This is a genomic window from Streptomyces yangpuensis (genome assembly GCF_024666385.1).
GTDB lineage: Bacteria > Actinomycetota > Actinomycetes > Streptomycetales > Streptomycetaceae > Streptomyces > Streptomyces yangpuensis.
Map to the genome: position 1 here is coordinate 2,268,196 of NZ_CP102514.1, position 25,845 is coordinate 2,294,040.

The window sequence follows — 25,845 nt, forward strand, 5'->3', positions numbered from 1 at the left end:
CTAACCTAAGCTAAGTCCCGGCCGGATGAAAACCCCCCGGTCCTCAGAACCTCAGTCGGACGATCAGGACGGTGCCTTCGTGCCTACGCCCGCCGCGTCACACCGCTTCCCCCGTCTCGCAGTTGCCGTGACCGCACTGGCACTCGCGCTGACGGGCTGCGGAGGTACGGCCACCTCTCCGGGCTCATCCGCCCCCGCCCCCGCGGCCGCTCCGGACCGGGTGGAGCCGCTCGCCGCGACGCCGCAGCCCGCCCTGCCGGTGACCGTCCCCTCGGCCGACGGCGCGCAGGTCACCGTCACCTCGGGCGACCGGGTGATCCCGCTGACCGGCAGCCTCAACGAGATCGTCCACACGCTCGGCCTCGGCGGACGGGTCGTCGCCCGCGACATCACCGCCACGTTCGAACAGGCCGCCGCCCTCCCGGTGGTGACACGTGGCCACGACGTCTCCGCCGAGAGCGTGCTCTCCCTCCGCCCGACGCTCGTCCTGGCGGAGACCACCACCGGGCCCGCCGAGGCGATCCAGCAGATCCGCGACGCCGGCATCCCGGTCCTCGTCGTCGCCCCCGCCAAGGGGCTGGACGACGTGCCGAAGCGGATCGACGCCGTCTCCGCCGCGCTCGGCGTCAGGGAGGCCGGCGCACAGCTGAACCAGCGCACCGCCGACCGCATCGCCGCCGTACGCAAGAACGTTCCCGCAGCCGGCGACAAGAAGCCCCGGGTGGCCTTCCTCTACCTGCGCGGCACGGCCTCCGTCTACCTGCTGGGCGGCTCGGACTCGGGAGCGGCCTCGCTCCTCGAAGCGGCAGGAGCGGTCGACACCGGAAAGGAGTCCGGCCTCGGCAAGGATTTCACCCCGATCACCAGCGAAGCCCTGGCGGCCGCCGCCCCGGACGCGATCCTGGTCATGTCCAAGGGGCTCGAATCGGTCGGCGGCGTCGACGGCCTGGTGAAGATCCCGGGCGTCGCGCAGACCCCGGCCGGCATGGACCGCCGCGTGCTCACGATCGACGACGGCGTCCTGCTCAACTACGGCCCCCGCACGGACCAGGTGCTCGCCTCCCTGATCACCCAGCTCTACGGCAAGGGAGCCTGAGGTGCCCTTCTCCCACAACCCCGCACCTTCCGCCTCCGCCGAGGCCGACCGCGTACCGGGGCGGTCCCCCCAGAACGCCGAACACACCACGGCCGCACCGTCCGCCTCCGCCGGGGCCGGGGGTGTGCCGGGGCGATCCCCGCAGGGCGCCGAACGCACCACTGCCCCACATTCCGGCCCCGAGAACCGTTCGGCGCCCGAGGAGACGCCCCGGCGCGCACCCGGCCCCACCGAAGCCACCCCCGCCCCGGCCGAAGCCCCGGCCGCAGCCACGCCCGCCGCCGCGGAACAGGCCAAACCCGCCAAGCCCGCCGCAGGCGAACGCCGCACAGGCCACCGCGCCCTCCTCCTCACCCTCGCCCTCCTCGCCGCCCTGCTCCTCCTTGCCCTGCTCTCCGCCGGCACCGGCGCCTACCGCATCCCCACCGCGGACGTCCTCGCCTCCGCCCAGCACCGCCTGGGCCTCGGCGGGGCGCCGCTCGACCGGGTCGGCGAGAGCGTGCTGTGGAACGTACGCCTCCCCCGCGTCGTGCTCGCGCTGCTCGTCGGCGCCGGCCTCGGCTGCGCGGGCGCGCTCATGCAGGGCGTCTTCGGCAACCCCCTCGCCGAGCCCGGCGTCATCGGCATCTCGGCGGGCGCCGCCGTCGGCGCGGTCGCCGCCATCGGCCTCGGCCTCAGCTTCCTCGGCAACTGGACCGTCACCGCCTGCGCGTTCGTCGCGGGCCTCGTCACCGTCAGCGCCGTCTACCTCCTCTCCCGCAACGGCGGGAAGACCGAGGTCGTCACACTCATCCTCACCGGCATCGCGGTCAACGCCTTCGCCGGCGCCCTCATCGGCCTGTTCGTCTTCTTCGCGGACAGCGGCCAGGTCAACCAGATCACCTTCTGGCAGCTGGGCTCCCTCGCCCAGGCCACCTGGCCCAAGGTGCTCGCGGTCCTCCCCTGCGCCGTCGCCGGGCTGCTCGTCGCCCCCTTCTACGCCCGCCGGCTCGACCTGCTCTCGCTCGGCGAGCGGCCCGCCCGCCACCTCGGCGTCGACGTCGAACGGCTGCGCCTCGCCCTCATCCTGGTCGTCGCGCTGCTGACCGCGGCCGCCGTGGCCGTCGCCGGCGTCATCACCTTCATCGGCCTGCTCGTCCCGCACCTGCTGCGCATGGCCAACGGCCCCGGGCACCGCTTCCTGGTCCCGGGCAGCGCCCTGGCCGGCGCCGTGGTCCTGGTCGCGGGCGACCTCGCCGCCCGGACCCTCGCCCAGCCCGCCGAACTCCCTCTCGGCGTGCTGACCGCCCTGATCGGCAGCCCGTTCTTCTTCTGGCTGCTACGTCGCACCCGCCGCAAGCAAGGAGGCTGGGCGTGACCCGCACGACCGCCACCCCGGACCCCACCACCACCCCAGACACCACCACCACCCCAAACACCACCACCCCAGACACGGCCACCGCCCCGAACACCGCCTCCACCCCAGACACGGCCACCACCCCCACCGGCCCCTCCACGCCCAGCAGAACACCCCCCGGCCCCCTGACCCGCCTCTTCACCCGCGGCCGCCGCACCGTCCCGCCCCGCCCCGCCCCCGGCGCGGCCCTCGCCGAGGCAGTGGACCTGCACGTCCGGCTCGGGCAGCGCGAGGTCCTCGCCGGCATCCGGCTGACCGCCCGGGCCGGCGAGGTGCTGGCCCTGGTCGGCCCCAACGGCGCGGGCAAGTCCACCCTCCTCGGTGCCCTCGCGGCCGACCTGCCCGCCACCTCCGGCGAAGTCCGCGTAGACGGCCGGCCGGTGGGCGACTGGAGCGCCCCGGACCTCGCCCTCCGCCGCTCCGTCCTCCCCCAGTCGGCCGCACTGTCCTTCCCCTTCCCGGTGGCGGACGTCGTCCGGATGGGCCGCGCACCCTGGGCCGGCACCCCCTTCGCCGATGCGGACGAGGAGGCCGTCGCCACCGCGATGGCCACCGCCGAGGTCACCGCATTCGCCGCCCGCCCGTTCTCCGCACTCTCCGGCGGCGAACGGGCCCGGGTCGCGCTGGCCCGCGTACTGGCCCAGCGGGCCCCGCTGTTGCTGCTCGACGAGCCCACCGCCGCCCTCGACCTGCGCCACCAGGAACTCGTCCTGCGCATCTGCCGGGAGCGGGCCGCGGCCGGGGACGCGGTGGTCGTCGTCCTGCACGACCTGGGGCTGGCCGCCGCCTACGCGGACCGGGCCGCCGTCCTGCACGGCGGACGGATCGCCGCCGACGGCCCGCCCGCCGAGGTGTTCGAGGACACCCTCCTCAGCCGCGTGTACCGGCAGCCCGTCGAGGTGCTCCCGCACCCCCGCACAGGGGCCCCGCTGGTCATCCCCGTACGCACCGCGGCCCACACCCCGAACCACACTCCGAACCACACCCCGGCCCACCCTCCGAGCCACCCTCCGGCCCACACCCCGGACGGCCCCGGAATCCCCGGCGCCACGCCCATTTGACCCCGGCTTGACCGGTCCATGGGCCGGCCGTGGAGGGTCCATGACGGCCTCTTGCCCCAGGGCCGGAACGTGAGATCCGAATCACTGCACGAGGGGGTATGCGCGAAGTAAGGCTCGGTTAAGTTAGGTCCGCCTCACCGGCCTCTCCCCCTTGGGACGGCCCCCGTCCGACGCCCAGGAGCCCCCCATGCGCCCCGCCCGCCTCACCGTCATGGCCGCTTCCGCGGTGGCCGCTCTGACCGTAGCCACCGGCTGCTCCCAGAAGAGCGACGCGGGCGGGGACGACGCGATACGGGTGGCGGCCTCCGACAGCGCCTGTGAGGTGTCGAAGACGGAGTTCCCGGCCGGCAAGGTGCAGATCGACGTCGAGAACAAGGGATCCAAGGTCACCGAGGTCTACGTCCTCTTCCCCGACGCCCGCATCGTCACCGAGCGCGAGAACATCGGCCCGGGCACCAAGGCCTCCATCACCGCCGAGATCAAGGCGGGCGACTACGAGATCGTCTGCAAGCCCGGCATGAAGGGCGACGGCATCGCCAAGAAGGTCAAGGCGACCGGCGCCCAGGGCGGCGGGGAGAAGCGCAGCCCGGAGGCGGACGCCGCCGTCGCCGCGTACCGCGCGTACGTGGTCACGCAGGCCGAGGAGACCATGCCCAAGGCGCAGGCCTTCGCGGACGCGGTCAAGGCCGGCGACGTCGAGGCCGCCAAGAAGGCGTACGCACCCTCCCGCATCGGCTGGGAGCGCACCGAGCCGGTCGCCGAGTCCTTCGGCGACATCGACCCGAAGGTCGACGTCCGCGAGGACGGCCTGGAGGCCGGCCAGGACCCGGCGAAGGACTGGACGGGCTGGCACCGCCTGGAGAAGTCCCTGTGGGCCGACAACAAGATCGACGACAACGACAAGAAGCTCGCCGACACCCTGATCGCGGACCTGACCGACTGGCAGAAGAAGGTCGGCCAGGCGGAGATCACGCCCACCTCGATCGCCAACGGCGCCAAGGAGCTCCTCGACGAGGTCGCCACCGGCAAGGTCACCGGTGAGGAGGAGCGGTACTCGCACACCGACCTGGTCGACTTCAAGGCCAACGTCGAGGGCGCGCAGAAGGCGTACGAGCTGCTCAAGCCGATCGCCGAGAAGAACGACCCGGAGCTGTCCAAGCAGCTCGACACCCAGTTCGCGGCACTGAACACCCTTCTGGACAAGTACCGGACCGACAAGGCCTCCTACGAGTTCACCTCGTACGACAAGGTCGGTGAGGCGGAGCGCAAGGAGCTCTCGGACGGCGTGAACGCCCTCGCCGAGCCGCTCTCCAAGCTCGCCGCCGCGGTCGCCAAGTAGCGGACGGGAACAGACGATGACCGAGTCGAACGCGGCGTCCGGACAGCCGCAGCAGGACGACGGCGCCTCCGCGGCGGCCCCCGGCACCGCCGCTCCCTCCCGTCGTGCCGTGCTCGGCTGGGGCGGGGCCGGGCTCGCGCTCGGTGCCGCCGCGGCCGGCGGTGCGGCCGCGGCCCTCGGCGGCGGCTCGGACCTGGTCTCGGCGTCGGCGGCCGGCGCGGCCGTGCCCTTCCACGGCGAGCACCAGGCGGGTATCGCGAGCGCCGTGCAGGACCGTCTGCACTTCGCGGCCTTCGACGTGCGGACGAAGGACCGTGCCGAGCTGGTCGAGCTGCTGAAGGAGTGGACCGCGGCGGCCCGGCTGATGACGGCCGGCCTGCCGGTCGGCGACGTGCACGAGGGCCTGCCGGAGGCCCCGCCGACCGACACCGGCGAGGCCCTCGGCCTGAAGGCCTCCCGGCTCACCCTGACCGTCGGTTTCGGGCCCGGGCTGTTCGCCAAGGACCGGTTCGGGCTGGAGGACAGGCGCCCGGCCGCCCTGGTGGACCTGGAGCTCTTCCCCGGCGACAACCTGGACCCGGCCCGCTCCGGCGGCGACCTCTGCGTCCAGGCGTGCGCCGACGATCCGCAGGTCGCCGTGCACGCGATCCGTCAGCTGGCCCGGATCGGCTTCGGCCGGGTCGCGGTGCGCTGGTCGCAGCTCGGCTTCGGCAAGACCTCCTCGACGACGCCCGACGAGCAGACCCCGCGCAACATGATGGGCTTCAAGGACGGCACCCGGAACATCTCGGGCACCGACAAGGCGGCCCTGGACAAGCATGTGTGGGTCGGCGCGGGCGACGGCAGCGACTGGCTGACGGGCGGCTCGTACCTGGTGGCGCGCCGGATCCGGATGAACATCGAGACCTGGGACCGGACCTCGCTCCGGGAGCAGGAGGACATCTTCGGCCGCGACAAGGGCGAGGGCGCCGCCGTGGGCAAGTCCAAGGAACGCGACGAGCCCTTCCTGAAGGCGATGAAGCCGCAGGCGCACGTCCGTCTCGCGCACCCGGACAGCAACAACGGGGCGACGATCCTGCGGCGCGGCTACTCCTTCACCGACGGCACGGACGGCCTCGGCCGCCTCGACGCGGGCCTGTTCTTCCTCGCCTACCAGCGTGACGTCCGCACGGGCTTCGTCCCGGTCCAGCGCAACCTGGCGAAGTCCGACGTCCTCAACGAATACATCCAGCACGTGGGTTCGGCCGTCTTCGCCGTCCCGCCGGGCGTCCGCGACAAGGACGACTGGTGGGGCCGGGCGCTGTTCGCGTAAGTCCCCGCCGGAGAGGAAGAACCACCGTGTTCGGCAACTATCTGATCGGCCTGCGCGAGGGGCTGGAGGCGAGCCTGGTCGTCTGCATCCTCGTCGCGTACCTGGTGAAGACGGACCGCCGGGACGCGCTGCGTCCGGTGTGGCTCGGTATCGGGATCGCCTGCGCGCTCTCGCTCGGCTTCGGCGCGCTGCTCGAATTCGGCTCGCAGGAGCTGACGTTCGAGGCGCAGGAACTGCTCGGCGGCAGCCTGTCGATCATCTCGGTGGGGCTGGTGACGTGGATGGTCTTCTGGATGAAGCGCACCGCGCGGCATCTGCGGGCCGAGCTGCACGGCAAGCTCGACACGGCGCTCGCCATGGGCACCGGCGCGCTGGTCGCGACGGCCTTCCTGGCGGTCGGCCGGGAGGGCCTGGAGACCGCGCTGTTCGTGTGGGCGTCGGTGCGGGCCGGCGGCGAGGGGTCCTCGGCGCCGCTGATCGGTGCGCTGCTGGGCATCACGACGGCCATCGTGCTCGGGTACCTCTTCTACCGGGGTGCCCTCCGCATCGACCTGGCGAAGTTCTTCCGGTGGACCGGCGCGATGCTGGTGGTCGTGGCGGCGGGCGTGCTCGCGTACGGCGTCCACGACCTTCAGGAGGCCCGCTTCCTGGGCGGTCTGAACGACAGGGCGTTCGACGTGAGCACGGCCGTTCCGCCGGACAGCTGGTACGGGACGCTCCTCAAGGGCGTCTTCAACTTCCAGCCGGACCCGACCGTCCTCCAGCTCACGGTGTGGGCGCTGTACCTGGTCCCCGTGCTGGTGCTGTTCTTCGCCGAGCGCGGCGGCCGTCCGGCGGGGGCGGGGCCGGAGGCGTCGGACGCCCCGCAGCCCGCCCCCACCGCCTGACGGTTCACCAGAGCCGGTCGATGCTCCCGGGGTGCAGCGGGACGCGCACGCCGGTGAACGCCGCGCGGTCCCGGGCCGGGGCACCGGTGAAGAAGGCCGCCATCACGGCCTTGTCGAATCCGGGGGCGTCGGTGGCCAGCGGGTCCTCGGGGGTGCCGCCCACGAGGACCGTGCCGGGCAGCGGTACGAAGCCGGCCGCCTCGTAGAACGCGGCGAGGGGCCGGTCGCAGCTGAACAGCGCCAGGTCCACGGCCGGGTCCGCCGCCAGTTCCGCCCGGGCGGCGGCCACCAGCCGCCCGCCGAGCCCCTGACCGCGCACCGCGGTCCGCGTGACGACGGAGCTCAGGCCGGCGGCGCGGTACGTGCGCCCGCCGAGCCGGATCTCCTTGCGGAGCAGGGACAGGGCGGCGGCGACCGTCCCCTCCCCGTCGACGAGGAGGAGGGTGCGCGGCGCGAGCGCCGGGTCGTGTCCCGGGGTGGAGCCGGGCCAGGCCTGTGCCTCCAGGTCTGCGACCTGGACGGCCAGCCGAAGCGGCACATGTGCCTCGGTGAAGCCGACCACCCGCAGATCCGCGCTCACGTGATGCTGACCGCCGTGCCGCCCACGCGCACGCGGGGGTCGCCCGCGTGCAGTTCCACCGTGAGCACGCCGGGGCGGCCCATGTCCGCCCCCTGGTGGAGGGTGAGCACGGCCTCCTCCGGGACCAGGCCGAGCTCCCGGGCGTACGCGCCGAAGGCGGCCGCCGCGGCCCCGGTCGCCGGGTCCTCGACGACGCCGCCGACCGGGAACGGGTCCCGTACGTGGAACTCGCGCGGCCCGGCCCGGTGCACCAGCTGGACCGTGGTGAGGTCCAGGCGGCGCATCAGGGCCTCCAGCCGGGCGAAGTCGTAGTCGAGGTCGGCGAGCCGGGCCCGGGTGGCGGCGCCGAGCACCAGGTGGCGGGCGCCGGCGTAGGCGATCCTCGGCGGGAACTCCGGGTCGAGGTCGGCCGACGGCCAGTCGAGCGCGGCGAGCGCCTCGGCGAGGTCGTCGGCGGCGATCTCCTCGGTGTGCGGCTCGACGCTGGTCAGCGTGGCCCGCAGGCGGCCGTCCTCGGCGGTGACGGACACCGGCACGGTTCCCGCGCGGGTGGCGAGGAGGAGCTCGCCGGGTCCGATGCGCTCCCCCAGTGCGACGGCGGTGGCGACGGTGGCGTGCCCGCAGAAGGGGACCTCCGCCTTCGGGCTGAAGTAGCGCACGGTGAAGGAGCGGCCCTCCCGGCCGCCGAGCCCCTCGGGCGGGGCGGTGAGGAAGGCCGTCTCGCTGTAGCCCAGTGCGGCGGCGATCTCCAGCATCGCGTCCTCGTCCAGCCCGGAGGCGTCGAGCACGACCCCGGCGGGGTTGCCGCCGTCCGGGTCGCCGGAGAACGCGGTGTAGCGCAGTACCTCGGTATCGGTCATGCGGTCATGATCGTTGCCGCCGCCGTGTCGTGGCAATGGGGGCCGGGGGACGGCTCAGCCCCGGCCGATGTACGGCATGGAGGTGGCCATCACCGTCGCGAACTGCACGTTCGCCTCCAGCGGGAGCTCGGCCATGTGCAGGACCGTGCGGGCCACGTCGGCGGCGTCCATGACCGGTTCGACGGCCAGCTGCCCGTTGGCCTGGAGGATGCCGGTCTGCATCCGCTCGGTCATCTCGGTCGCCGCGTTGCCGATGTCGATCTGGCCGCAGGCGATCTTGTGGGGCCGTCCGTCCAGCGACAGGGACTTCGTCAGGCCGGTCATGGCGTGCTTGGTCGCGGTGTAGGCGATCGAGTTCGGGCGGGGTACGTGGGCGGAGATGGAGCCGTTGTTGATGATGCGGCCGCCCTGCGGGTCCTGCTCCTTCATCTGCCGGAAGGCGGCCTGCGCGCACAGGAAGGCGCCGGTGAGGTTGACGTCGACGACCGAGCGCCAGGCCTCGTAGGTGATGTCCTCCAGCGGGACGCCGCCGGGCCCGAAGGTGCCCGCGTTGTTGAAGAGCAGGTCGAGGCGTCCGTAGCGGGCGCGCACCGACTCGAACAGCCGAGTCACGTCGGCCGGGTCGCTGACGTCGGCGGGCACGCACAGCACGTCGGCGCCGGGCCCGGCCGCGGCGGCGGTGTCCTCCAGCGGTTCCGCCCGGCGGCCCGCCAGGGCCACGGACCAGCCCGCGGCGGCCAGGGTCAGGGCCACGGAGCGGCCGATTCCGGAGCCGGCGCCGGTCACCACGGCGATCTTCTTCGTACGTTCGTCCATGGGGCCGCAGGCTACGTCACGGCAGGCTCAGGTCCCCGGACGTTCCGATTGCTGAGAACATGGGTCGGTCAGGGGTGCATAAGAGCAGATGAGAAGACTGGAGTCCCGCATGCCGGAGAGAGGCCCCGCGACGACCCCCTCGCACGACTCGTCGCCCGAACCGCCCTCCGCCCCCGCCGCCACCGCGTCCCTGACGCGCGCACGCCGCACGAGCCTGCTCGTCACCTTCGTACTCGGCGGGCTGACCGCCCTCCCCCCGCTCTCCATGGACATGTACCTGCCGGCCCTGCCGCAGGTCACCGGCGCCCTGAACAGCTCCGCCGCGACGATCCAGCTGACCCTCACCGCCTGCCTCGCCGGCATGGCCCTCGGCCAGCTCGTCATCGGCCCGATGAGTGACAGGTGGGGCCGCCGCCGGCCGCTGCTCGTCGGCATGGCCGTCTACGTCCTGGCCACCGCGATCTGCGCCCTCGCCCCGACCGCCGAGCTGCTGATCTCCTTCCGGCTGCTCCAGGGACTGGCCGGGGCCGCCGGAGTCGTCATCGCGCGCGCCGTCGTGCGCGACCTGTACGACGGCGACGAGATGGCCCGCTTCTTCTCGACCCTGATGCTCATATCCGGGGCCGCCCCGATCGTCGCGCCGCTCATCGGCGGCCAGGTGCTGCGCTTCGCCGACTGGCGGGGCGTCTTCGTCGTCCTCACCGGCGTCGGCGCGGTCCTCACCCTGATGGTCTGGCGCGGCCTCGGCGAGACCCTGCCGCCCGAGCGGCGGCACACCGGCGGCGTCGGCTCCGCGCTGCGGACCATGCGCGGCCTGCTCGGCGACCGGGTCTTCACCGGCTACACGCTCACCGGCGGCTTCGCCTTCGCCGCGCTCTTCTCCTACATCTCCGCCTCGCCCTTCGTGGTGCAGGAGATCTACGGGGCCTCGCCCCAGACCTTCTCCCTGCTCTTCGGCCTGAACTCGGTCGGCCTGATCCTCGTCGGCCAGATCAACGGCAAGCTGCTGGTCGGCCGGGTCAGCCTGGACAAGGTGCTGGCCGTCGGGCTCGCCGTCGTCACCGCCTCGACGGTGTCGCTGCTGCTGATGACGACGGGGGTCTTCGGCGAGGTCGGCCTGGTCCCCGTCGCCACCGCGCTGTTCGTCCTGATGTCGGCGATGGGCATCGTGCTGCCGAACACCAACGCGCAGGCGCTGATGCGGACCCCGCACGCGGCCGGATCGGCCTCGGCGCTGCTCGGCACCTCCTCGTTCCTGGTCGGTGCGATCGCGTCGCCCCTGGTCGGCATCGCGGGCGAGGACACGGCGGTGCCGATGGCCCTGGTGCAGCTGGTGTGCGCGGTGCTCGCGGCGAGCTGTTTCCTGGTCCTGTGCCGGCCCTGGCAGAAGCGGGGCGCTCCGGCGGTCCCCGCGACGGCCGGGAACTGAGCCGGGCCCGGCTCACCGTAAACTCGGCAGGTGAACGCCTCCGCCCCCACCACCGCCGAGACCCTCCGCAGCACGCTCGGCGCTCTGCTCGACGGACTCCCGCCCCGGCAGGCCTCGGCCGCCGTCGAGCGGCTCATCGCCAACTACCGGGGGCGGACCCCCACCGACGCGCCCGTCCTGCGCGACCGCTCGGACGTCGCGGCGTACGCGGCCTACCGCATGCCCGCCACCTTCGAGGCCGTACGGTCCGCCCTGGACGCCCTGGCCGAGGCGGCGCCCGGCTGGGCGCCCGCCTCGCACGTGGACGTGGGCGGCGGCACCGGCGCGGCGACCTGGGCGGTGGACGCCACCTGGGACGGCCCGCGGCGGACCACGGTGCTGGACTGGGCCGAGCCCGCGCTGGCCCTCGGCCGGGAACTCGCGGCGGCCTCCGGCTCCGAGTCACTGCGCGGCGCCGAGTGGCGGCGGGCCGTCATCGGCTCGGGGACGACCGTCCCGGACGCCGACCTGGTGACGGTGTCGTACGTCCTGGGCGAACTGACCGAGCAGGCGCGCACGGCCGTCGTCACCGAGGCGGCGCGGGCCGGGCAGGCGGTGGTACTGATCGAGCCGGGCACGCCGGAGGGGTACCTGCGCATCCGCGAGGCCCGTGACCAGCTGATCGCGGCCGGGCTGCGGGTCGCCGCCCCGTGCCCGCACGACGGGACCTGTCCCATCGAGGTCGGCAAGGACTGGTGCCACTTCTCGGCGCGGGTGAGCCGCTCCTCCCTGCACCGGCAGGTCAAGGGCGGCTCGCTGCCCTACGAGGACGAGAAGTTCAGCTACGTCGCCGCGACGCGCTTCCCGGTGGAGCCGGCCGCCTCCCGGATCACGCGCAAGCCGCAGATCCGCAAGGGGCTCGTCCTGCTGGAGCTGTGCGGCCCCGAGGAGGGTGACGGGGCAGGCCTGACCCGGGTCAACGTGACCAAGCGCCACGGCGACCTCTACAAGGCCGCGCGGGACGTCGACTGGGGCCAGGCCTGGCCGCCGCCCTCCGAGGACTCCGAGGACTCCGAGGGCTAGTCGCCGAGGCCTACGGGCGCAGCTCCTGGGTGCAGCACTTCACGCTGCCGCCGCCCTTGAGCAGCTCCCCGAGGTCCATCGGGACCGGTTCGAACCCCCGGTCGCGCAGCGGGCCGAACAGTCCGGTGGCCGCCTGCGGCAGCAGCACGTGCCGGCCGTCGGACACCGCGTTCAGGCCGAGGGCGGCCGCGTCCCGGCCGTCGGCGATCAGCGCGTCGGGGAAGAGCCGCCTGAGCACGCCCCGGCTGCCGGGCGAGAAGGCGTCGGGGTAGTACATGACCTCGTCGCCGTCCAGGACGCTGAGCGCGGTGTCCAGGTGGTAGTAACGCGGGTCCACCAGGTCGAGCCCGATGACGGGGCGGCCGAAGAACTCCTGGGCCTCGTCGTGCGAGAGCGGGCTGGAGCGGAACCCGTGGCCGGCGAGGATGAAGCTCGCCGTGACGGCGAAGTCGCCCTCGCCCTCGTTGACGTGGGAGGGCTCGTGGATCTCCCGGTAGCCGTGGCCGCGGAACCATTCCAGGTGCCGTGCGGCCTCGGCGGCGCGTTCGGGGTGGGCGAAGCGGGCTCCGAGGACCCGGCCGTCGACCACCAGGGCCCCGTTCGCCGCGAACACCATGTCGGGCAGCTCGGGGTCCGGTACGAGCGTCTCGACCGTGTGGCCCAGGGACAGGTACCGGTCCCTGAGGTCTTCCCACTGTGCCTGGGCCAGGGGCAGGTCCACCGGTTTCGTGGGATCCATCCACGGATTGATGGAGTACGTGACCTTGAAGTGTGCGGGTGGGCACATCAGGTAGCGCCGGGGTGTGGCGTCTCTGCGCAAAGAAGGCTCCTCACGACTTTCACGACTCGGGACGAGTCCTGGAGTGAATCGTCTCCCCTGGACGTGGCCGACGCAGTGGACCGATGGGGTGGTTTACCAAAACGATGGAAGAAGAGAAGACGAGACGTCTCGCTTTGGTATTTTCGGGGCATGACGAAGACCCCTGACGCCGCGCGCCGCAGCGACCGTTCCCGGCGCGCCATCCTCGACGCCGCGCTCGCCCTGGTCGGCGAGGTCGGCTACAACAAGCTGACCATCGAGGCCATCGCGGCCCGCGCCGGCGTCGGCAAGCAGACCATCTACCGCTGGTGGCCCTCGAAGGCCGCCGTCCTCCTCGAAGCCTCCCTCGCCCTGGCCGGGGACGCCGAGACGGACGCCGAGTGGACCGGCTTCCCCGACACCGGAGACCTCGCCGCCGACCTGAAGCACGTACTGCGGGCGACGGTCGACGAGTTCAACGACGAGAAGTACGAGGCCCCCACCCGCGCCCTGACCGCGGCCGGCGCCACCGACCCCGAGCTCGGCGCCCGGTTCACCGAGCAGCTGCTGGAGCCGCAGCTCGCCCTGTACGAGGCCCGGTTGCGCACCGCCCGCGAGGCCGGGCAGCTCGCGCCCGACACGGACCTGCGGCTGACCGTCGAGATGCTGCTCGGCCCGCTGACCTACCGCTGGCTGCTGCGCACCGCGCCCCTGACGCACGCCTTCACCGACGCGCTGGTGGACCGGGTACTCGGCGGGGTGGCAAACGTCACCGCACGCTAGCCGCCGGACAACCCGCGTTCACCCGGGAATGTTTGCCCCGATTCTGTGGGTATGCAGTGATTGGCGCTCACCCCTCCCCGGCCCCCCGGTCATCCGGAGCGGTCACCCGGGGCGCAGGATGGTGGGACCATGTGAAGGTCTGCCGGGGCAACGGTGAGGTGAGGGGATAGATGGGGTCTGAGTCCGGCCGCGTCAAACGCGGCGAGCAGAGCAGGATTTCCCAGTGGCTGCGCCGGCGGCAGAAACCCACCGCCGAGGACCCCGCACGAGAGCGCGAGGTGCTCCTCCTGGCCGTCGCCTCCGCCGGTCTGCCGCTCGCCCCCGCCGCCCATCCCGTCGGCTATCGATGTTCGTGCGACCGCATCGGCTGTCCGACCCCCGCACGACATCCCGTCTCCTTCGCCTGGCAGACCCAGTCGACCACCGACCGCGCGCAGATCGAGCGGTGGGCGCGCAATCAGCCCCAGGCCAACTTCATCACCGCGACCGGCATGGTCCACGACGTGCTCGACGTCCCGCTGGAAGCCGGCGCCGCCGCCCTCGCGCGGCTCCTGGAGGCCGGCGTCAAGGTCGGCCCCGTCGCCGAATCGGGCGGCACCGGCGACCAGGCCCGGATGCTCTTCTTCACCGCCACCCGCGGCACCCCCGAGGACGAGGACGAGTGGTGGCCGTGCGCGCTGGACTGCCATCCCGAGACCATGGACGAGCACCCGGGCCTGCGCTGGCACTGCCGCGGCAGCTACGTCCTGGTCCCGCCGGCGGCCCTCCCCGGCGACCAGGCGGTGACCTGGATCCGCGGCATGGAGCACCCCCTCCCGGACCCGCTCACCCTGCTGGAGACCCTGACGGACGCCTGCGCCGCGTACGCGGACGACGCCGACCGCGCCCCGGCGACCGTGGCCTGGCCGCTCGGCCGTTGAGACGGCGTGCCGGGGGCGGCGCCCCCGGCCGCGGCCCGTCGGTGGCGCGGGCCCGTGGCGCGCGCCGGTGACGACGCGTCAGTGGTGGATCTGCGTCACGACCACGTCGAGGGACCAGGCCCGGCCCGCCTTCGCGGGGGCTTCCGCCTCGACGACGTAACCGAGGTCCCGCAGGGCCGTCACCAGCTCCGCCGGCGAACCGGGCGCGGCCCCGGCCACCAGCAGGTCCCGGACGAGCCGGCCCTTCGTCGCCTTGTTGAAGTGGCTCACCACGGACCGCTTCTCCACGCCGTCGACCATCTGCGAGTGCAGCACCCGCACGGTCGCGGTCCGGCCGGCGACCTCTCCCTTCGGCTTCCACGCCGTCGCGTACGCCGCCGAACGAAGGTCCAGTACGAGCCCGTCCCCGGCGGCCGCGGGCAGCACCTCGGCCATCGGGGCGCGCCAGTAGGCGCCGAGCGCTCCGAGCCCCGGGAGCTTGACGCCCATCGAGCAGCGGTACGAGGGGATGCGGTCGGTGACACGCACCGCGCCCCACAGCCCCGAGAAGACGAGCAGCGCGTCCTCGGCGGTCCTGCGTGCCGTCTCGGGCAGGCCGGCCAGGCCCAGCGCGTCGTAGAGCACGCCGGTGTAGATCTCCCCGGCCGGACGGGCCGCCGCCGAGCGCAGCTCCGCGTTCTTCGCGACCTCGCCGCGCAGGCCCTCGCTCAGGCCCAGCACCTCACGGGCCTTCAGCTCGTCGCCCGTGCACAGGTCGACCAGCTCCTCCAGCACCGCCGCGCGGGCCTGCGCCAGGCCGGGCAGCGACAGCTCCTGCGGCTCCAGCGGTGCGCCGGAGCCGCCGGCGGCCTTTCCCTCGGAGGGCGGCAGCAGCACGAGCACGGTGGTTCTCCTTCAGGACGACACGTCGCAGGGGATGCGGCCCCCCGGCCAGGGTAGACGCCCGCCCGGGCCCCCCGGCCCACCACCACCGCTAGGCCGGCTGGCGCAGCGCTGCGACCAGGGTGCGGGGGTCGTCGGCGTGGAAACGGATCGTGCGGGCCGTCGCGCGGGCACCGAGGGGGCGGGTGAAGGCGAGCGGGCGGTTCAGCTCCAGGGTCACCGTGGTCTGGCTGCCGACGATGAGGTCGAGCACGCCCTCCTCGCAGAGCGTGACCAGCCGTCCCTCGGGATAGCGGCGCTCCACCCGTACCGAGGCCACCGCGTCCGGCGGGACGGCCAGGTCGAAGAGGGCTCCGTAGCGGATCCGCAGCGACCCGTCCGCGCCGACCACGTGCGGCCGGGTGACGCAGGCGGCGTGCAGGGCGAGCATCAGCACGATCCCGTACACGTCCAGCACGAGCACCACCCGGTGGACCGCCGGCCAGGGGATGAGGAGGGCGAGCGCGACGGTCTCGACGACCGACACGAAGACCAGCCCGTACATCATGGCCGTCTGCGGTCCGGTGTACGCGGCGGCGAGGTCGCCGGGGCGCACCCCGTGCTTCCTGCGCAGGACCCACCGGCCGAGCGAGGCGCCGGCCAGCAGCTCGTGCCGCAGCAGCCGCCGGACCTGCACCGGGACCACGGCCCGGGCCGCCGTCCGCAGGGCCGCCCCCGGTTCTTCGCCGGCCGCCCGGGCGGCGGTGTACAGCCCGCGCAGCACCCACGCCTCCAGCAGGAGCGCCCCGACCACCACGGCCTCGGCGGCGGCCAGGACCGGCGCGGGCAGCCGTACCCCGGCCGCCACGCACACCACGAGCGCCACCTCCGCGGGCAGGACCGCGGCGACGGCCGTCCGCGCCGCCCGTACTCGCCGCGTCATCCCCGCCCCCGCTCGATGAAGGCCTCCATCACCCGGCGGACGACCTCCGCCTGGGCGGGCGCGTACTCGGCGAGCAGCGCCTCCTTGAACCCGGGCACGACCGTCCCGTCGCGGGGGATCGCGGCGAACACCTCGTCGGGGACGGCCGCCACCAGCTCCGCCGCCAGGCCCGGGATCCGCGGGTCGTCCACGGGCGCGTCGGCGAGTTCGTCCAGCCGCTCGTACAGGGCCAGCACCGCGGGGTCGGCGGCCACCGCCCCGAGGGCGGTGTAGATCTCCTGGCCGTCCGCGCCCGGCACGTCGAGGAGCGTGAGGTGTTCGCGGTCCTTGGCGGCGGTCGGGGAGGTCGTCCGCGGCGCCCTCGCCAGCAGCTCGGCGAGGGCGGGCGAGAGGGGCTCGCCCTCCCCCGGACCGGCGGCGAGGAGCACCGCGAGCCGTCGCCGCCGCTCCTTGATCTCGGCCTCCTGCCGGGCGAGATCGGCGTCGAGCTCGTCCAGTACGTCCGCCAGGTCCCGCCCGGCGTCGTCGGCGAGGACGTCGCGCACCTCGTCGAGGCTGAGCCCGAGCTCGGTGAGCCGTCGTACGCGGGCCAGGAGGACGGCGTCGCGGACGCTGTAGGCCCGGTAACCGTTGGGGCGCCGCTCCGGCTCCGGGAGCAGCCCGACGTGGTGGTAGTGCCGGATCGCCCGGGTGGTGACCCCGACGACCGCGGCGATCTCTCCGATTCGCATACCCCCCAGTAGAAACCCTGCCGTTGCGGCAAGGTCAAGCGGCGACGGCACAGCCGGTAACATGGTCGCCACGGCAGACGAGTCGGCCGGGCGGCCGCGTCGGGATCTCCGGATCCCGCCGAGGAACGTCCGGGCTCCACAGGGCAGGGTGGTGGGTAACGCCCACCCGGGGTGACCCGCGGGACAGTGCCACAGAAAACAGACCGCCGGGGGCTTCGGCCCTCGGTAAGGGTGAAACGGTGGTGTAAGAGACCACCAGCGCCTGGGGTGACCCAGGCGGCTAGGTAAACCCCACCTGGAGCAAGGTCAAGAGGATCCGTCCCCGGACGGGTCTGCGCGAACGCTTGAGGGCTGCCCGCCCGAGTTCGCGGGTAGACCGCACGAGGCCGGCGGCAACGCCGGTCCTAGATGGATGGCCGTCTCCCCGGCGACCGCGAGGTCACCGGGTGACAGAACCCGGCGTACAGGCCGGCTCGTCTGCCGCCACCACTCCCGTTCGGGGCAGCCGCTGGGCTCCCGCCGCTGGGCTCCCGCCGGGGTGGCCAGTCTTCCTGCTGGGCGGTGGCCGCCGGGGGTGCTGGGGCTCCGCCCCAGACCCCGCGCCTCAATCGCCGGCGGGGCTGGATTTCGCCGGCCAGGAGTGCACAGGGTGGGGCGGTGCCCCGCCGGAATGTCTCCTCGGCTCGGCGCGTGCGGCCTTGTCGTGCCGAGTCGGCCCAGGTCCCGCCTCGTCCTGCGGGGACACTCCGCCGTGTCCCCGCCCCACCGGCCCGTACTGCTGGAGGGGGGACGGGGAGGGGTGTCCCCGCAGGACGAGGCGCGACCAGAGCCGTCTGGCCGGGCCAGGGCCGCACGCGCCGAGCCGAGGAGACACCCCTGCCCGGCACCCCGACCCACCCGCACCACGCCCGTACCCCGCCCCGCGGCACGGCACCGCCCGGACCACACCAGGCGCGGCCAGGGCCGCACGCGCCTAGCCGAGGAGATACCCCTGCCCGGCACCCCGACCGAGCCGGACCGTGCCCGTAAGCTCCGCCCGGCCTGCGGCCAAGGGGTACGACACCGAGCCGGAAACCGCCGGGCCTACCGCAGGTGCGCGGTGTCGTTCAGGAGGCGGACCGAGGCGTTGCCGTCGGCGTAGTAGGCCACCGCCGACAGGGAGGCCGCGGACAGTTCCATCCGGAAGAGGGACTCCGGCGGGGCGCCGAGGGCCAGCCGGACCAGGATCTTGACCGGGGTCACGTGGGTGACCAGCAGGACCGTACGGCCCGCGTGCGCGGCCAGCAGCCGGTCACGGGTGGCCGAGATCCGGCGGGTGGCGGCCGCGAAGCTCTCCCCGCCGCCCGTGGGGGCGGCCTTCGGCGAGTCCAGCCAGGCCTGGAGGTCGTCCGGGAAGCGCTCCTGCACCTCGGCGAAGGTCAGGCCCTCCCAGGCGCCGAAGTCCACCTCGCGCAGGCCCTGTTCGACGGTCACGTCGAGGCCGAGCCGGTCGGCGACGGCCCGTGCGGTCTCGCGGCAGCGCAGCAGCGGCGAGCTGATGACCGTCTGGACGGTGCCGCGGGCGGCGAGCGCCTCGGCGACGGCCGCCGCCTGACGACGGCCGGCCGGGGACAGCTCGGGATCGCTCCCCCCGCTCCCGGAGAACCGCTTCTGCGGGGTGAGCGCGGTCTCGCCGTGGCGCAGCAGCACGAAGGTGGCCGGGGCCCCCATGTCGGGGCCCCAGCCCTGCCCGCCCGCGGGGGCGGTGGCCGTGGGGGCCCGGCCGGGCGCCGGTGCGGTGGCCGGCGTACGGGACGGCACGGGCACGGCGGCCGCGCGGGCCTCTTCGGCCCCGGCCGCCGGCGGTCCGAAGAGCGTGTCCGCCTCGGCGGGGCCGGCGGCGATGCCGCGGGCCGCGGCCAGGGCCGCCCGGGCCGCCGCGGCACCGGCGACGGCGTCGCCGGGCGGACCCGACGGGGCCGACGGGGCCGCGAAGACGGCCGCGGAGGCCGACGGCTCCCACTGCTCGCCGCGCTTGCCCGCGTCCATCGCCTCGTTGGCGAGCCGGTCCGCGTGCTTGTTGCGCTCGCGCGGGATCCACTCGTACGTGACCTGCGCGCGCGGCAGGATCCGCGCGGCCTCGGCGGCGAGCGGCTTCATGTCCGGGTGCTTGATCTTCCAGCGGCCGGACATCTGCTCGACGACGAGCTTGGAGTCCATCCGGACCAGGACCTCCGCGTCGGACGCGAGGTCACGGACCGCCGTGAGCCCGGCGATCAGGCCCTTGTACTCGGCCACGTTGTTCGTCGCGACGCCGATGTACTCGGCGCGCTCGGCCAGCGTCTCGCCCGAGGCCGGGTCGAGGACGACGGCGCCGTAGCCGGCCGGCCCCGGGTTGCCCCGGGACCCGCCGTCGGCCTCCACGACGAAACGCGGCATCAGATGCCCGAGTCGGCCGTACGGACGAGGATGCGGCCGCAGTTCTCGTGCCGGACGACCTGGTCGCGGGCGGCGGCCTTGATCTCGTTGACCTCGGCCATGTCGAGCTCCAGCCGGCAGCCCTCGCAGCGGCGCTGGTAGAGGCGCGCGGCGCCGACCCCGCCCTGCTTGACGCGGATCTTCTCGTACAGGGCCATCAGGTCGCCCGGCATCGAGGTGACGATCACCTCGCGGTCCTTGGTGACCTTGGCGGCCTCGGCGTCGATCTCGGCGGTGGCCGCGTCACGGCGGGTGGTGGCGTCGGCGACCTTGGCCTCCAGGGCGGAGACCCGCTCGGTGAGCTCGGTGACGCGCTCCTGCGCGGCCTCCAGTCGCTCCATGACCTCCAGGACCACGTCCTCCAGGTCGCCCTGGCGCTTGGCGAGGGAGACGACCTCGCTCTGCAGGTTCGCCAGGTCCCGGGCCGAGATGCCCACGCCGGAGTCCAGCCGCTGCTGGTCGCGGACCGCCCGCTGGCGCACCTGGTCGACGTCCTGCTCCGCCTTGGTCTGCTCGCGCGCCGTGTCGCTCGCCTGCGTCTGGGCGGCGACCAGCAGGTCGCGCTGCTGCGCCAGGTCCTTGGTGAGCGTGTCGAGCTCGGCGTGCTCGGGCAGCGACTTGCGCTTGTGGGCGAGCTGAGACAGCCGGACGTCCAGCGCCTGGACGTCGAGAAGTCGGATCTGGTCGGCGGGCTCGGCGTTCAGTTGGGGGCTCCAGAGATAGAAGGGGAGGGTACGGACGGCGCGTGCACCGTCCACGGGTCGGTGACCGTGCGCGAGACGTGGGTGCGCAGACCCCAGCCGTGGCGCTCGGAGATCGCGTCGAGCTGCGCGGCGGCCTGCTCGCACCAGGGCCATTCGGTGGCCCAGTGGGCGGCGTCGACGAGGGCCAGCGGGCTCTGCTCGCGGGCCTCCGACACCGGGTGGTGGCGCAGGTCGGCGGTCACGAAGGCGTCCACGCCGGCGGCGCGGACCTCGGCGAAGAGGCTGTCGCCGGAGCCGCCGCTGACGGCGACGCGCCGGATCATCGCGTCGGGGTCGCCGGCGACCCGGATGCCCTGGGCGGTCGGCGGCAGCCAGGCCGCGCAGCGTGCGGCGAACTCGCGCAGGGTCTCGGGACGGTCCAGCTCGCAGATCCGGCCGAGGCCGCGGCGGCCCTCCGGGTCGGTCGGGTCCGGCACCAGCGGACCGGTGATCCGCAGGTCCAGGGCGCCGGCGAGGGCGTCGGAGACGCCGGGGTCGGCGGTGTCGGCGTTGGTGTGGGCGACGTGCAGCGCGATGTCGTTCTTGATCAGCGTGTGCACGACGCGGCCCTTGAAGGTGCCGGCCTCGACCGTGGTGGTCCCCCGCAGGTAGAGGGGGTGGTGGGTGACGATCAGGTCGGCGCCCAGGTCCACGGCTTCGTCGGCGATCTCCTGGACGGGGTCCACCGCGAAGAGGACCCGGGTGACCTCGGCGTCGGGGTCGCCGCATACGGTTCCGACCGCGTCCCACTGCTCGGCCCGCGAGGGGGGCCAGAGAGCGTCCAGCGCGGCGATGACTTCAGAGAGACGGGGCACGGGCCAAGGCTACCGTCCGTGGCGGCCGGCCCGGTCAGCGCCGGTCCCTGCGAAGCGGCCGGGCTCCCGCCCGTCACGCCTGCCTTTCGATGCCGCACAGCACAAGCACACTGCCCATCACAGACGAATCGCCGCGCGGACACCCTTACGTGTGAAGCCGCCTTGGTCGTGTTGTTCGGCGGGAAGCCCGAAAACTAGCTTCCTCACCGGAGGTGACGGCCCGGATGACTGTCTGTGCCATCGAGATGACGACCACGGCCCCGTTCACGATCTCCGCGGACGGGTCGTACGCCGCCCGGCTCGCCGGGGACGGCGAGGCGCGCTACGCGGAACGCTGGACCCTCGCCGGTCCCGAGCCGTACGTGGTGCCGCTGCCCCTCGCACAGCCCGAGGAGGCGGACAGCGAGCTCCTCCCGCTGGCCGACGGGCGTGTGCTGATCCACCGGCGGGTCGCGGACCGCCACGCTTTCGCGCTGCTCTACCCGACGGGTGCCGCGGCCGGGCCGCGCACCGGGGAGCTCCAGCTGGGCGGGGTGGACGCGCAGGAGGGCGTACGGGTCTTCCTGCTCCCGCCGGCGCCGGACGGGTCCGGTGCCTTCGCCGTGGCCGCGTCGGACACCGTGAGCACGCTGTGGCAGGTGGCCGGGTGCGCGTTCGGGCCGCAGCGGGTGGCGCGGATCCCGGGGCGCTGTTCCGGCGGCGTGTGGCTGGACCGGACGGGCCGGCTGCTGGCCCTGGACCGCGAACTGGACGGCACCGTCAAGGCCGTCGCGGTGGACCTGGGGCGCGACGGCGAGGTCTCCCCCCTGCTGCAGATCACCGAGGACAGCGACGACCGGCTGCTGCTGGCCGAGGCGGACAGCGGGCTGCTGCTGATCCGCTCCGACGCCCCCGGCGAGCCGCGCCTGGGCTGGGGGGTGCTGGGCAGTTCGCGTCCGGTCCGCTTCCCGGAGTGCCTGCGGCTGGGGGACGCCCTGCCCTTCGCGGTCCAGCCGGGCCAGGCGCTGATGCCGGAGTCCTGCGGGGTGGCGCTGTGGCTGCCCGAGGGGGACATCGGTCTGTGGCGCCCCGCCGACCGGCGCGTCTTCCGGCTGGCCGCCCCGGCGGGGTGGCTCGGCGGTGCGGGCATGTGGAGCCCTCAGGGCCGGCTGCACCTGCCGTGCTCGACGGCGGAGGTGCCCTGCGGGATCGTCGGGATGAACCTTCCTGCTGCCCCTCCCCCGCCGGTGCACCTGGACGCGCCGCCCCCGCCCCCGCCCCCGTCCTCGCCGCGCCCGGTCCCCCTCCAGCAGGCTCCGCTGGCCGGGCGGCACTAGGGAGGCGTCCGGCGGATCAGGGCCGGGCCCGGGCCGCCGGACACCCCCTGGCGGGTCAGCCGTGCCTGAGGCCGAGGACCTCCGGCGCGGCAAAGGTCTCGTTCGCCGGGCGGGAGTCGTAGTGCGGGGTGAGGACCCCGTCGAGTTCCTCGTAGGAGAAGGACTCCTTGCCCGTGTCGAACTTGGCGGCCACCTTCGGGCGTTCCATGACGACCACGATGCCTCCGTGCACGACGAAGAGCTGCCCGTTGGCCTTGGCGGAGGCGGGTGAGGCCAGGTAGCCGACGAGCGGGGCGACGTGCTCGGGGGCGAGGGCGTCCAGCCTGCCGTCCTCGGGGACCTCGAAGCCGGCGAAGACGTCCTCCGTCATACGGGTGCGGGCGCGCGGGCAGATCGCGTTGGCCGTCACCCCGTACTTGGCCAGGGCCAGGGCGGTCGAGGTCGTCAGGCCCACGATGCCGCCCTTGGCCGCGGCGTAGTTCGGCTGGCCGGCCGAGCCGCCGAGGAAGGCCTCGGAGGAGGTGTTGACGATCCGGCCGTAGACCGGGCCGCCCGCCGCCTTGGACCGCTCCCGCCAGTGCGCGGACGCGAAGTGGGTGGTGTTGAAGTGACCCTTGAGATGGACCCGGATCACCGAGTCCCATTCCTCCTCCGACATCGAGAAGATCATCCGGTCGCGCAGGATGCCCGCGTTGTTGACCAGGATGTCGAGCTTGCCGTACGTGGACACCGCCAGCCCGACCAGCTCGCGCGCCTGCTCGAAGTCGGCCACGTCGCCGAGGTGGGCGACGGCCTGTCCGCCCGCGGCACGGATCTCCTCGGCGACCTCCTGCGCCGGGGCGGCCGAGGCCTCTCCGGAGCCGTCCCGGCCGGGCTGGCCGAAGTCGTTGACGACCACGCTCGCGCCCAGCCGCGCGAGCTCGATCGCCTCGGCCCGGCCGAGCCCGCGGCCCGCGCCCGTGACGATGGCGGAGAGTCCCTCAAGTGGCAGTGACATCCGTACGGTTCCCCTCGGAGATCGGATCTGCGGAACGGGTCTGCGGAACGGGTCGGTGATCTGGACGGTGGTCGGGTCAGAGTTCGATGCAGGTGCGCAGCGCGACGCCGGTGCGCATCTGGTCGAGGGCCTCGTTGACCTCGGCGAGGCTCACCCGGTGGGTGATCAGGTTCGCCAGGTCGATCCGGCCGGCCCGCCACAGGGCGATGGTCCGCTCGTAGGAGCGGAGCACGTCGCCTCCGCCGTACATCGACGGGAGGATCTTCTTCTCGTCGAAGAACAGCGAGAACATGTTGATCTGGAAGTTGTCGTCCAGGGCGCCCGCGCCGACCACGACGACCGAGCCGCCGCGCCGTGTCATCTCGTAGGCCTTCTGCGCGGTCGCGGACTTGCCGACGACCTCGAAGACGTAGTCGAAGCCCTCGCCGGCGGTGATCCGGTTCTTGGCGTCGGCGAACTCCTCCGGGGAGACCGCCTCGGTGGCCCCGAACCGCAGGGCCGCCTCGCGGCGGGACTCCACCGGGTCGACGGCGACGATCTGGGCCGCGCCCTGCACCTTGGCGCCCTGGATGACGGATATGCCGACGCCGCCGCAGCCGACGACGGCGACGGAGGAACCGGCCTCCACCTTCGCGGTGTTGATGGCCGCGCCGAGGCCGGTGGTGACGCCGCAGCCGATCAGTGCGGCGATGTCGAAGGGGACGTCGTCGGGGATCGGGACGGCGCAGGCGGCGGGGACGACCATCTCCTCGGAGAAGGTGCCGGTGCCGGCGAAGCCGAAGATGTCGCTCGACGCCCGCTTGAAGTTGGGGGTGGCGACATTCCCGAAGGCCTCCAGGCACAGGTGGCCCTGACCGCGCGTGCAGGACGGACAGTGGCCGCACGGCGGCAGCCAGCAGACGAGCACCCGGTCGCCGATCCGGTGGCTCGTGACCCCGTCGCCGACGTCGGTGATCACGCCGGAGCCCTCGTGGCCGGGGATGAAGGGCGCGGGCTGCGGCAGGACGCCGCTCATCGCGGACAGGTCCGAGTGGCACAGGCCGGTGGCCCTGACGCGGATCCTGACCTTGCCGGGGCCGAAGCCCACGGCTTCCATGTCGTCCACGACTTCCAGCTTGTCCTGGCCGATCTCGCTCTGGAGTGCTGCGCGCACGGTGCGGCTCCTTAGTCGGTGCTACGAGTGTTCGACGACGGTGTCGGCGAGGACCGGCGCGTCGTCCCGTTCGACGGCGGTCACCGAGACCAGGACGCGGCCGGGCTCCTGCCACATCCGGATGCGCAGCGTCTCGCCCGGGAAGACGATCCCGGCGAAGCGCGTGCGGTAGGCGCGGACCCGGGAGACGTCCCCGCCGAGGGCCGTGTCGACGACGGCCTTGAGGGTCATCCCGTACGAGCACAGGCCGTGCAGGATCGGCTTGTCGAAGCCGGCCAGCTTGGCGAACTCGGGGTCGGCGTGCAGCGGGTTCCAGTCGCCGGAGAGGCGGTAGAGGAGGCCCTGGTCCTCGCGGATGCGCCGCTCCTCGACCCGGTCGGGGGCGCGCCCGGGCAGCTCCTCCTTGGCGGAGGGGCCGCGCTCGCCGCCGAAGCCGCCCTCTCCCCGTACGAAGATCTGCGCGTCGCTGGTCCACAGCGGCCCGTCGGCGTCGGCGACCTCGGAGCGCAGCACGATCACGGCCGCCTTGCCCTTGTCGTAGACGGCGGCGACCCTGGAGCTGGAGGTGGCCCGGCCCTTGACGGGGATGGGCCGGTGCAGCTCGATGGAGTGGCCGCCGTGCAGCACGTGGGCGAGGTTGACCTCGATGCCGGGGGCGGCGAGGCCGCCGAGCATGGCCATGCCCGCTCCGGCGACGGTCGCGAAGCTGGGGAGGACGTGGAGCTTGGATTCGAGGGTGTAGCGCAGTTCGTCGGGGTCGGTGGCCGGCAGGCCCGCGCCGAGGCCGAGGTGGTAGAGCTGGATGTCCTTGTGGTCCCAGTCGATGTCCCCCTGGCGGGGGTCTGCGGCGAGGGCCCTGGCGGCATCGATCGGCATGAGGATGCGGCTCCCTGTCGTCGGTGGGTCGGGAAAATCGCTGCCCTGGAAGACCTCGGCGCGGCCGTCCGCACCGTCGGCCGCACCGAGGTCGTATGCGGGGCGGCCGGTTCTAGAACGCGTTCTAGGGTCGGCCGGTGAGGGAATGTATAACGCACGCCCCCGCACTTGGGAAGACTCTTGACTGCCCGTCAGATAGGCTTCCCCGGTGGACGAAATGCCCGTGGAACACCGCCCAGGCCGCGCCCTGCGGGTACTGCTGGACCCGCCCGATCCGGCCCTGGCGCTCCGGCTCGGCCTCCAGCCGGACATCGAGGTCGTACGCGACCCGATGGCCCGCCCGGAAGTGGCCCTCGTGGAGGAGCTCGCGACGGTGACCGCCCTGCTGGAGGACGATCCGGAGTGCCGGATCCTCGTCCTGACGGGCTCGGCGCACCCCGGCCTGCGGGAGGCCGCGCTCGCCGCCGGCGCGGCCGGCCTGGTCCTGCGGGACGACCGGGTGGAGGACCTGGCGGAGTCGATCCGCCGGGCCTCGACGGGCGAGACGGTGGTCGATCCGGCCCTGGGGTGAATCCTTTCGGGGCTCCCCCGCCTCCTGTGTATGGTGCCGACG

Annotated in this window: 24 protein-coding genes, 1 other RNA gene and 1 pseudogene; 13 read left to right on the plus strand and 13 right to left on the minus strand. The window is 73.7% G+C overall.

Annotated features, from left to right (window positions below; genetic code table 11):
- The first annotated feature begins 79 nt into the window (after nucleotides 1-79).
- The 6 genes from NRK68_RS10405 to efeU all read left to right on the plus strand — a co-directional run bounded on the left by NRK68_RS10405 (nucleotide 80) and on the right by efeU (nucleotide 7,091).
- Nucleotides 80-1,096, plus strand: coding sequence for a heme/hemin ABC transporter substrate-binding protein (locus tag NRK68_RS10405; protein WP_257855644.1), 1,017 nt, complete (start codon nucleotides 80-82; stop codon nucleotides 1,094-1,096).
- Between the two features lies 1 nt (nucleotide 1,097).
- Nucleotides 1,098-2,453: a FecCD family ABC transporter permease gene (locus tag NRK68_RS10410; RefSeq protein ID WP_257855645.1), complete on the plus strand. Its 1,356-nt coding sequence runs from the start codon at nucleotides 1,098-1,100 to the stop codon at nucleotides 2,451-2,453.
- Between the two features lie 164 nt (nucleotides 2,454-2,617).
- Nucleotides 2,618-3,553 carry a heme ABC transporter ATP-binding protein gene (locus tag NRK68_RS10415; RefSeq protein WP_183065590.1) on the plus strand — a complete coding sequence of 312 codons (936 nt, stop codon included), beginning with the start codon at nucleotides 2,618-2,620 and terminating at the stop codon, nucleotides 3,551-3,553.
- Between the two features lie 187 nt (nucleotides 3,554-3,740).
- Nucleotides 3,741-4,892 (plus strand): iron uptake system protein EfeO, encoded by a 1,152-nt coding sequence (gene efeO / locus NRK68_RS10420; RefSeq protein ID WP_183065150.1) that lies wholly within the window; start codon nucleotides 3,741-3,743, stop codon nucleotides 4,890-4,892.
- A 16-nt stretch (nucleotides 4,893-4,908) separates the two neighbouring features.
- Complete coding sequence (gene efeB / locus NRK68_RS10425) at nucleotides 4,909-6,204, plus strand: iron uptake transporter deferrochelatase/peroxidase subunit (protein WP_183065151.1); 1,296 nt, start codon at nucleotides 4,909-4,911, stop codon at nucleotides 6,202-6,204.
- A gap of 26 nt (nucleotides 6,205-6,230) precedes the next feature.
- A complete protein-coding gene (gene efeU, locus NRK68_RS10430; RefSeq protein WP_183065152.1) occupies nucleotides 6,231-7,091 on the plus strand; it encodes an iron uptake transporter permease EfeU in 861 nt (286 codons plus the stop codon).
- A gap of 4 nt (nucleotides 7,092-7,095) precedes the next feature.
- On the opposite strand, the gene NRK68_RS10435 is transcribed toward efeU, so the two are convergent.
- From NRK68_RS10435 to NRK68_RS10445, 3 genes are read right to left on the minus strand one after another with little or no spacing between them, the layout of a single operon-like run.
- The gene (locus NRK68_RS10435; protein WP_257855646.1) at nucleotides 7,096-7,671 is read right to left on the minus strand and encodes a GNAT family N-acetyltransferase; all 576 of its coding nucleotides are present in this window, start codon (nucleotides 7,669-7,671) and stop codon (nucleotides 7,096-7,098) included.
- Nucleotides 7,668-8,531, minus strand: a complete 864-nt coding sequence (locus NRK68_RS10440; RefSeq protein ID WP_257855647.1) for a PhzF family phenazine biosynthesis protein — start codon at nucleotides 8,529-8,531, stop codon at nucleotides 7,668-7,670. Before NRK68_RS10440 ends, NRK68_RS10435 begins: the two co-directional genes overlap by 4 nt.
- A gap of 54 nt (nucleotides 8,532-8,585) precedes the next feature.
- Nucleotides 8,586-9,347 carry an SDR family oxidoreductase gene (locus NRK68_RS10445; RefSeq protein WP_257855648.1) on the minus strand — a complete coding sequence of 254 codons (762 nt, stop codon included), beginning with the start codon at nucleotides 9,345-9,347 and terminating at the stop codon, nucleotides 8,586-8,588.
- A gap of 109 nt (nucleotides 9,348-9,456) precedes the next feature.
- Here NRK68_RS10445 and NRK68_RS10450 point away from each other — a divergent pair, with 109 nt between their 5' ends.
- Both NRK68_RS10450 and NRK68_RS10455 read left to right on the plus strand, forming a co-directional pair.
- A complete protein-coding gene (locus NRK68_RS10450) occupies nucleotides 9,457-10,776 on the plus strand; it encodes a Bcr/CflA family multidrug efflux MFS transporter (protein ID WP_257855649.1) in 1,320 nt (439 codons plus the stop codon).
- A gap of 30 nt (nucleotides 10,777-10,806) precedes the next feature.
- Nucleotides 10,807-11,838, plus strand: coding sequence for a small ribosomal subunit Rsm22 family protein (locus NRK68_RS10455; protein ID WP_257855650.1), 1,032 nt, complete (start codon nucleotides 10,807-10,809; stop codon nucleotides 11,836-11,838).
- 10 nt (nucleotides 11,839-11,848) lie between these two features.
- Here NRK68_RS10455 and ddaH read toward each other — a convergent pair.
- Nucleotides 11,849-12,667 (minus strand): annotated as a pseudogene (ddaH, locus tag NRK68_RS10460) (dimethylargininase); the annotation flags it as partial.
- 141 nt (nucleotides 12,668-12,808) lie between these two features.
- Here ddaH and NRK68_RS10465 point away from each other — a divergent pair.
- Both NRK68_RS10465 and NRK68_RS10470 read left to right on the plus strand, forming a co-directional pair.
- Nucleotides 12,809-13,420, plus strand: a complete 612-nt coding sequence (locus NRK68_RS10465) for a TetR/AcrR family transcriptional regulator (protein WP_183065158.1) — start codon at nucleotides 12,809-12,811, stop codon at nucleotides 13,418-13,420.
- Nucleotides 13,421-13,590: 170 nt separating this feature from the next.
- Entirely contained in the window at nucleotides 13,591-14,340 is a 750-nt protein-coding gene (locus tag NRK68_RS10470; protein WP_257855651.1) for a bifunctional DNA primase/polymerase, read from the plus strand.
- Nucleotides 14,341-14,418: 78 nt separating this feature from the next.
- Here NRK68_RS10470 and yaaA read toward each other — a convergent pair whose 3' ends face one another.
- The 3 genes from yaaA to NRK68_RS10485 all read right to left on the minus strand — a co-directional run bounded on the left by yaaA (nucleotide 14,419) and on the right by NRK68_RS10485 (nucleotide 16,875).
- On the minus strand, nucleotides 14,419-15,222 hold the full coding sequence (gene yaaA / locus NRK68_RS10475) for a peroxide stress protein YaaA (RefSeq protein WP_183065160.1): 804 nt from the start codon (nucleotides 15,220-15,222) through the stop codon (nucleotides 14,419-14,421).
- Nucleotides 15,223-15,313: 91 nt separating this feature from the next.
- On the minus strand, nucleotides 15,314-16,144 hold the full coding sequence (locus tag NRK68_RS10480) for a hypothetical protein (RefSeq protein WP_183065161.1): 831 nt from the start codon (nucleotides 16,142-16,144) through the stop codon (nucleotides 15,314-15,316).
- A complete protein-coding gene (locus NRK68_RS10485) occupies nucleotides 16,141-16,875 on the minus strand; it encodes a MerR family transcriptional regulator (RefSeq protein WP_257855652.1) in 735 nt (244 codons plus the stop codon). Before NRK68_RS10485 ends, NRK68_RS10480 begins: the two co-directional genes overlap by 4 nt.
- A gap of 78 nt (nucleotides 16,876-16,953) precedes the next feature.
- Here NRK68_RS10485 and rnpB point away from each other — a divergent pair.
- An RNA gene (rnpB, locus tag NRK68_RS10490) (RNase P RNA component class A) lies at nucleotides 16,954-17,355 on the plus strand.
- Nucleotides 17,356-17,958: 603 nt separating this feature from the next.
- Here rnpB and NRK68_RS10495 read toward each other — a convergent pair.
- The 3 genes from NRK68_RS10495 to NRK68_RS10505 are packed head-to-tail and all read right to left on the minus strand — an operon-like array spanning nucleotide 17,959 to nucleotide 20,890.
- Complete coding sequence (locus tag NRK68_RS10495; RefSeq protein ID WP_257855653.1) at nucleotides 17,959-19,293, minus strand: bifunctional RNase H/acid phosphatase; 1,335 nt, start codon at nucleotides 19,291-19,293, stop codon at nucleotides 17,959-17,961.
- Entirely contained in the window at nucleotides 19,293-20,036 is a 744-nt protein-coding gene (locus NRK68_RS10500) for a zinc ribbon domain-containing protein (RefSeq protein WP_183065593.1), read from the minus strand. Before NRK68_RS10500 ends, NRK68_RS10495 begins: the two co-directional genes overlap by 1 nt.
- Nucleotides 20,033-20,890 (minus strand): Nif3-like dinuclear metal center hexameric protein, encoded by an 858-nt coding sequence (locus NRK68_RS10505; RefSeq protein ID WP_030964334.1) that lies wholly within the window; start codon nucleotides 20,888-20,890, stop codon nucleotides 20,033-20,035. Before NRK68_RS10505 ends, NRK68_RS10500 begins: the two co-directional genes overlap by 4 nt.
- A gap of 224 nt (nucleotides 20,891-21,114) precedes the next feature.
- Between NRK68_RS10505 and NRK68_RS10510 the strand changes: the two genes are divergently transcribed.
- Entirely contained in the window at nucleotides 21,115-22,206 is a 1,092-nt protein-coding gene (locus NRK68_RS10510; RefSeq protein ID WP_257855654.1) for a hypothetical protein, read from the plus strand.
- A gap of 55 nt (nucleotides 22,207-22,261) precedes the next feature.
- On the opposite strand, the gene NRK68_RS10515 is transcribed toward NRK68_RS10510, so the two are convergent.
- The 3 genes from NRK68_RS10515 to chsH3 all read right to left on the minus strand — a co-directional run bounded on the left by NRK68_RS10515 (nucleotide 22,262) and on the right by chsH3 (nucleotide 25,232).
- A complete protein-coding gene (locus tag NRK68_RS10515; RefSeq protein WP_183065165.1) occupies nucleotides 22,262-23,203 on the minus strand; it encodes a 3-oxoacyl-ACP reductase in 942 nt (313 codons plus the stop codon).
- A gap of 76 nt (nucleotides 23,204-23,279) precedes the next feature.
- Nucleotides 23,280-24,356: an alcohol dehydrogenase catalytic domain-containing protein gene (locus tag NRK68_RS10520; RefSeq protein WP_257855655.1), complete on the minus strand. Its 1,077-nt coding sequence runs from the start codon at nucleotides 24,354-24,356 to the stop codon at nucleotides 23,280-23,282.
- A 21-nt stretch (nucleotides 24,357-24,377) separates the two neighbouring features.
- The gene (gene chsH3, locus NRK68_RS10525; RefSeq protein WP_183065167.1) at nucleotides 24,378-25,232 is read right to left on the minus strand and encodes an enoyl-CoA hydratase ChsH3; all 855 of its coding nucleotides are present in this window, start codon (nucleotides 25,230-25,232) and stop codon (nucleotides 24,378-24,380) included.
- Between the two features lie 217 nt (nucleotides 25,233-25,449).
- On the opposite strand from chsH3, the gene NRK68_RS10530 reads away from it, so the two are divergent.
- Nucleotides 25,450-25,803 (plus strand): response regulator, encoded by a 354-nt coding sequence (locus NRK68_RS10530; RefSeq protein WP_257857815.1) that lies wholly within the window; start codon nucleotides 25,450-25,452, stop codon nucleotides 25,801-25,803.
- Nucleotides 25,804-25,845 lie beyond the last annotated feature (42 nt).

Bases quoted from the DNA above. Each gene is read 5' to 3' on its own strand.
- efeO (WP_183065150.1), top strand. From the start codon at position 3,741: ATGCGCCCCGCCCGCCTCACCGTCATGGCCGCTTCCGCGGTGGCCGCT.
- efeB (WP_183065151.1), top strand. From the start codon at position 4,909: ATGACCGAGTCGAACGCGGCGTCCGGACAGCCGCAGCAGGACGACGGC.
- NRK68_RS10440 (WP_257855647.1), bottom strand. From the start codon at position 8,531: ATGACCGATACCGAGGTACTGCGCTACACCGCGTTCTCCGGCGACCCG.
- NRK68_RS10445 (WP_257855648.1), bottom strand. From the start codon at position 9,347: ATGGACGAACGTACGAAGAAGATCGCCGTGGTGACCGGCGCCGGCTCC.
- NRK68_RS10450 (WP_257855649.1), top strand. From the start codon at position 9,457: ATGCCGGAGAGAGGCCCCGCGACGACCCCCTCGCACGACTCGTCGCCC.
- NRK68_RS10465 (WP_183065158.1), top strand. From the start codon at position 12,809: ATGACGAAGACCCCTGACGCCGCGCGCCGCAGCGACCGTTCCCGGCGC.
- NRK68_RS10470 (WP_257855651.1), top strand. From the start codon at position 13,591: ATGGGGTCTGAGTCCGGCCGCGTCAAACGCGGCGAGCAGAGCAGGATT.
- NRK68_RS10480 (WP_183065161.1), bottom strand. From the start codon at position 16,144: ATGACGCGGCGAGTACGGGCGGCGCGGACGGCCGTCGCCGCGGTCCTG.
- NRK68_RS10485 (WP_257855652.1), bottom strand. From the start codon at position 16,875: ATGCGAATCGGAGAGATCGCCGCGGTCGTCGGGGTCACCACCCGGGCG.
- NRK68_RS10495 (WP_257855653.1), bottom strand. From the start codon at position 19,293: ATGCCGCGTTTCGTCGTGGAGGCCGACGGCGGGTCCCGGGGCAACCCG.
- NRK68_RS10510 (WP_257855654.1), top strand. From the start codon at position 21,115: ATGACTGTCTGTGCCATCGAGATGACGACCACGGCCCCGTTCACGATC.
- NRK68_RS10515 (WP_183065165.1), bottom strand. From the start codon at position 23,203: ATGTCACTGCCACTTGAGGGACTCTCCGCCATCGTCACGGGCGCGGGC.
- chsH3 (WP_183065167.1), bottom strand. From the start codon at position 25,232: ATGCCGATCGATGCCGCCAGGGCCCTCGCCGCAGACCCCCGCCAGGGG.
- NRK68_RS10530 (WP_257857815.1), top strand. From the start codon at position 25,450: ATGCCCGTGGAACACCGCCCAGGCCGCGCCCTGCGGGTACTGCTGGAC.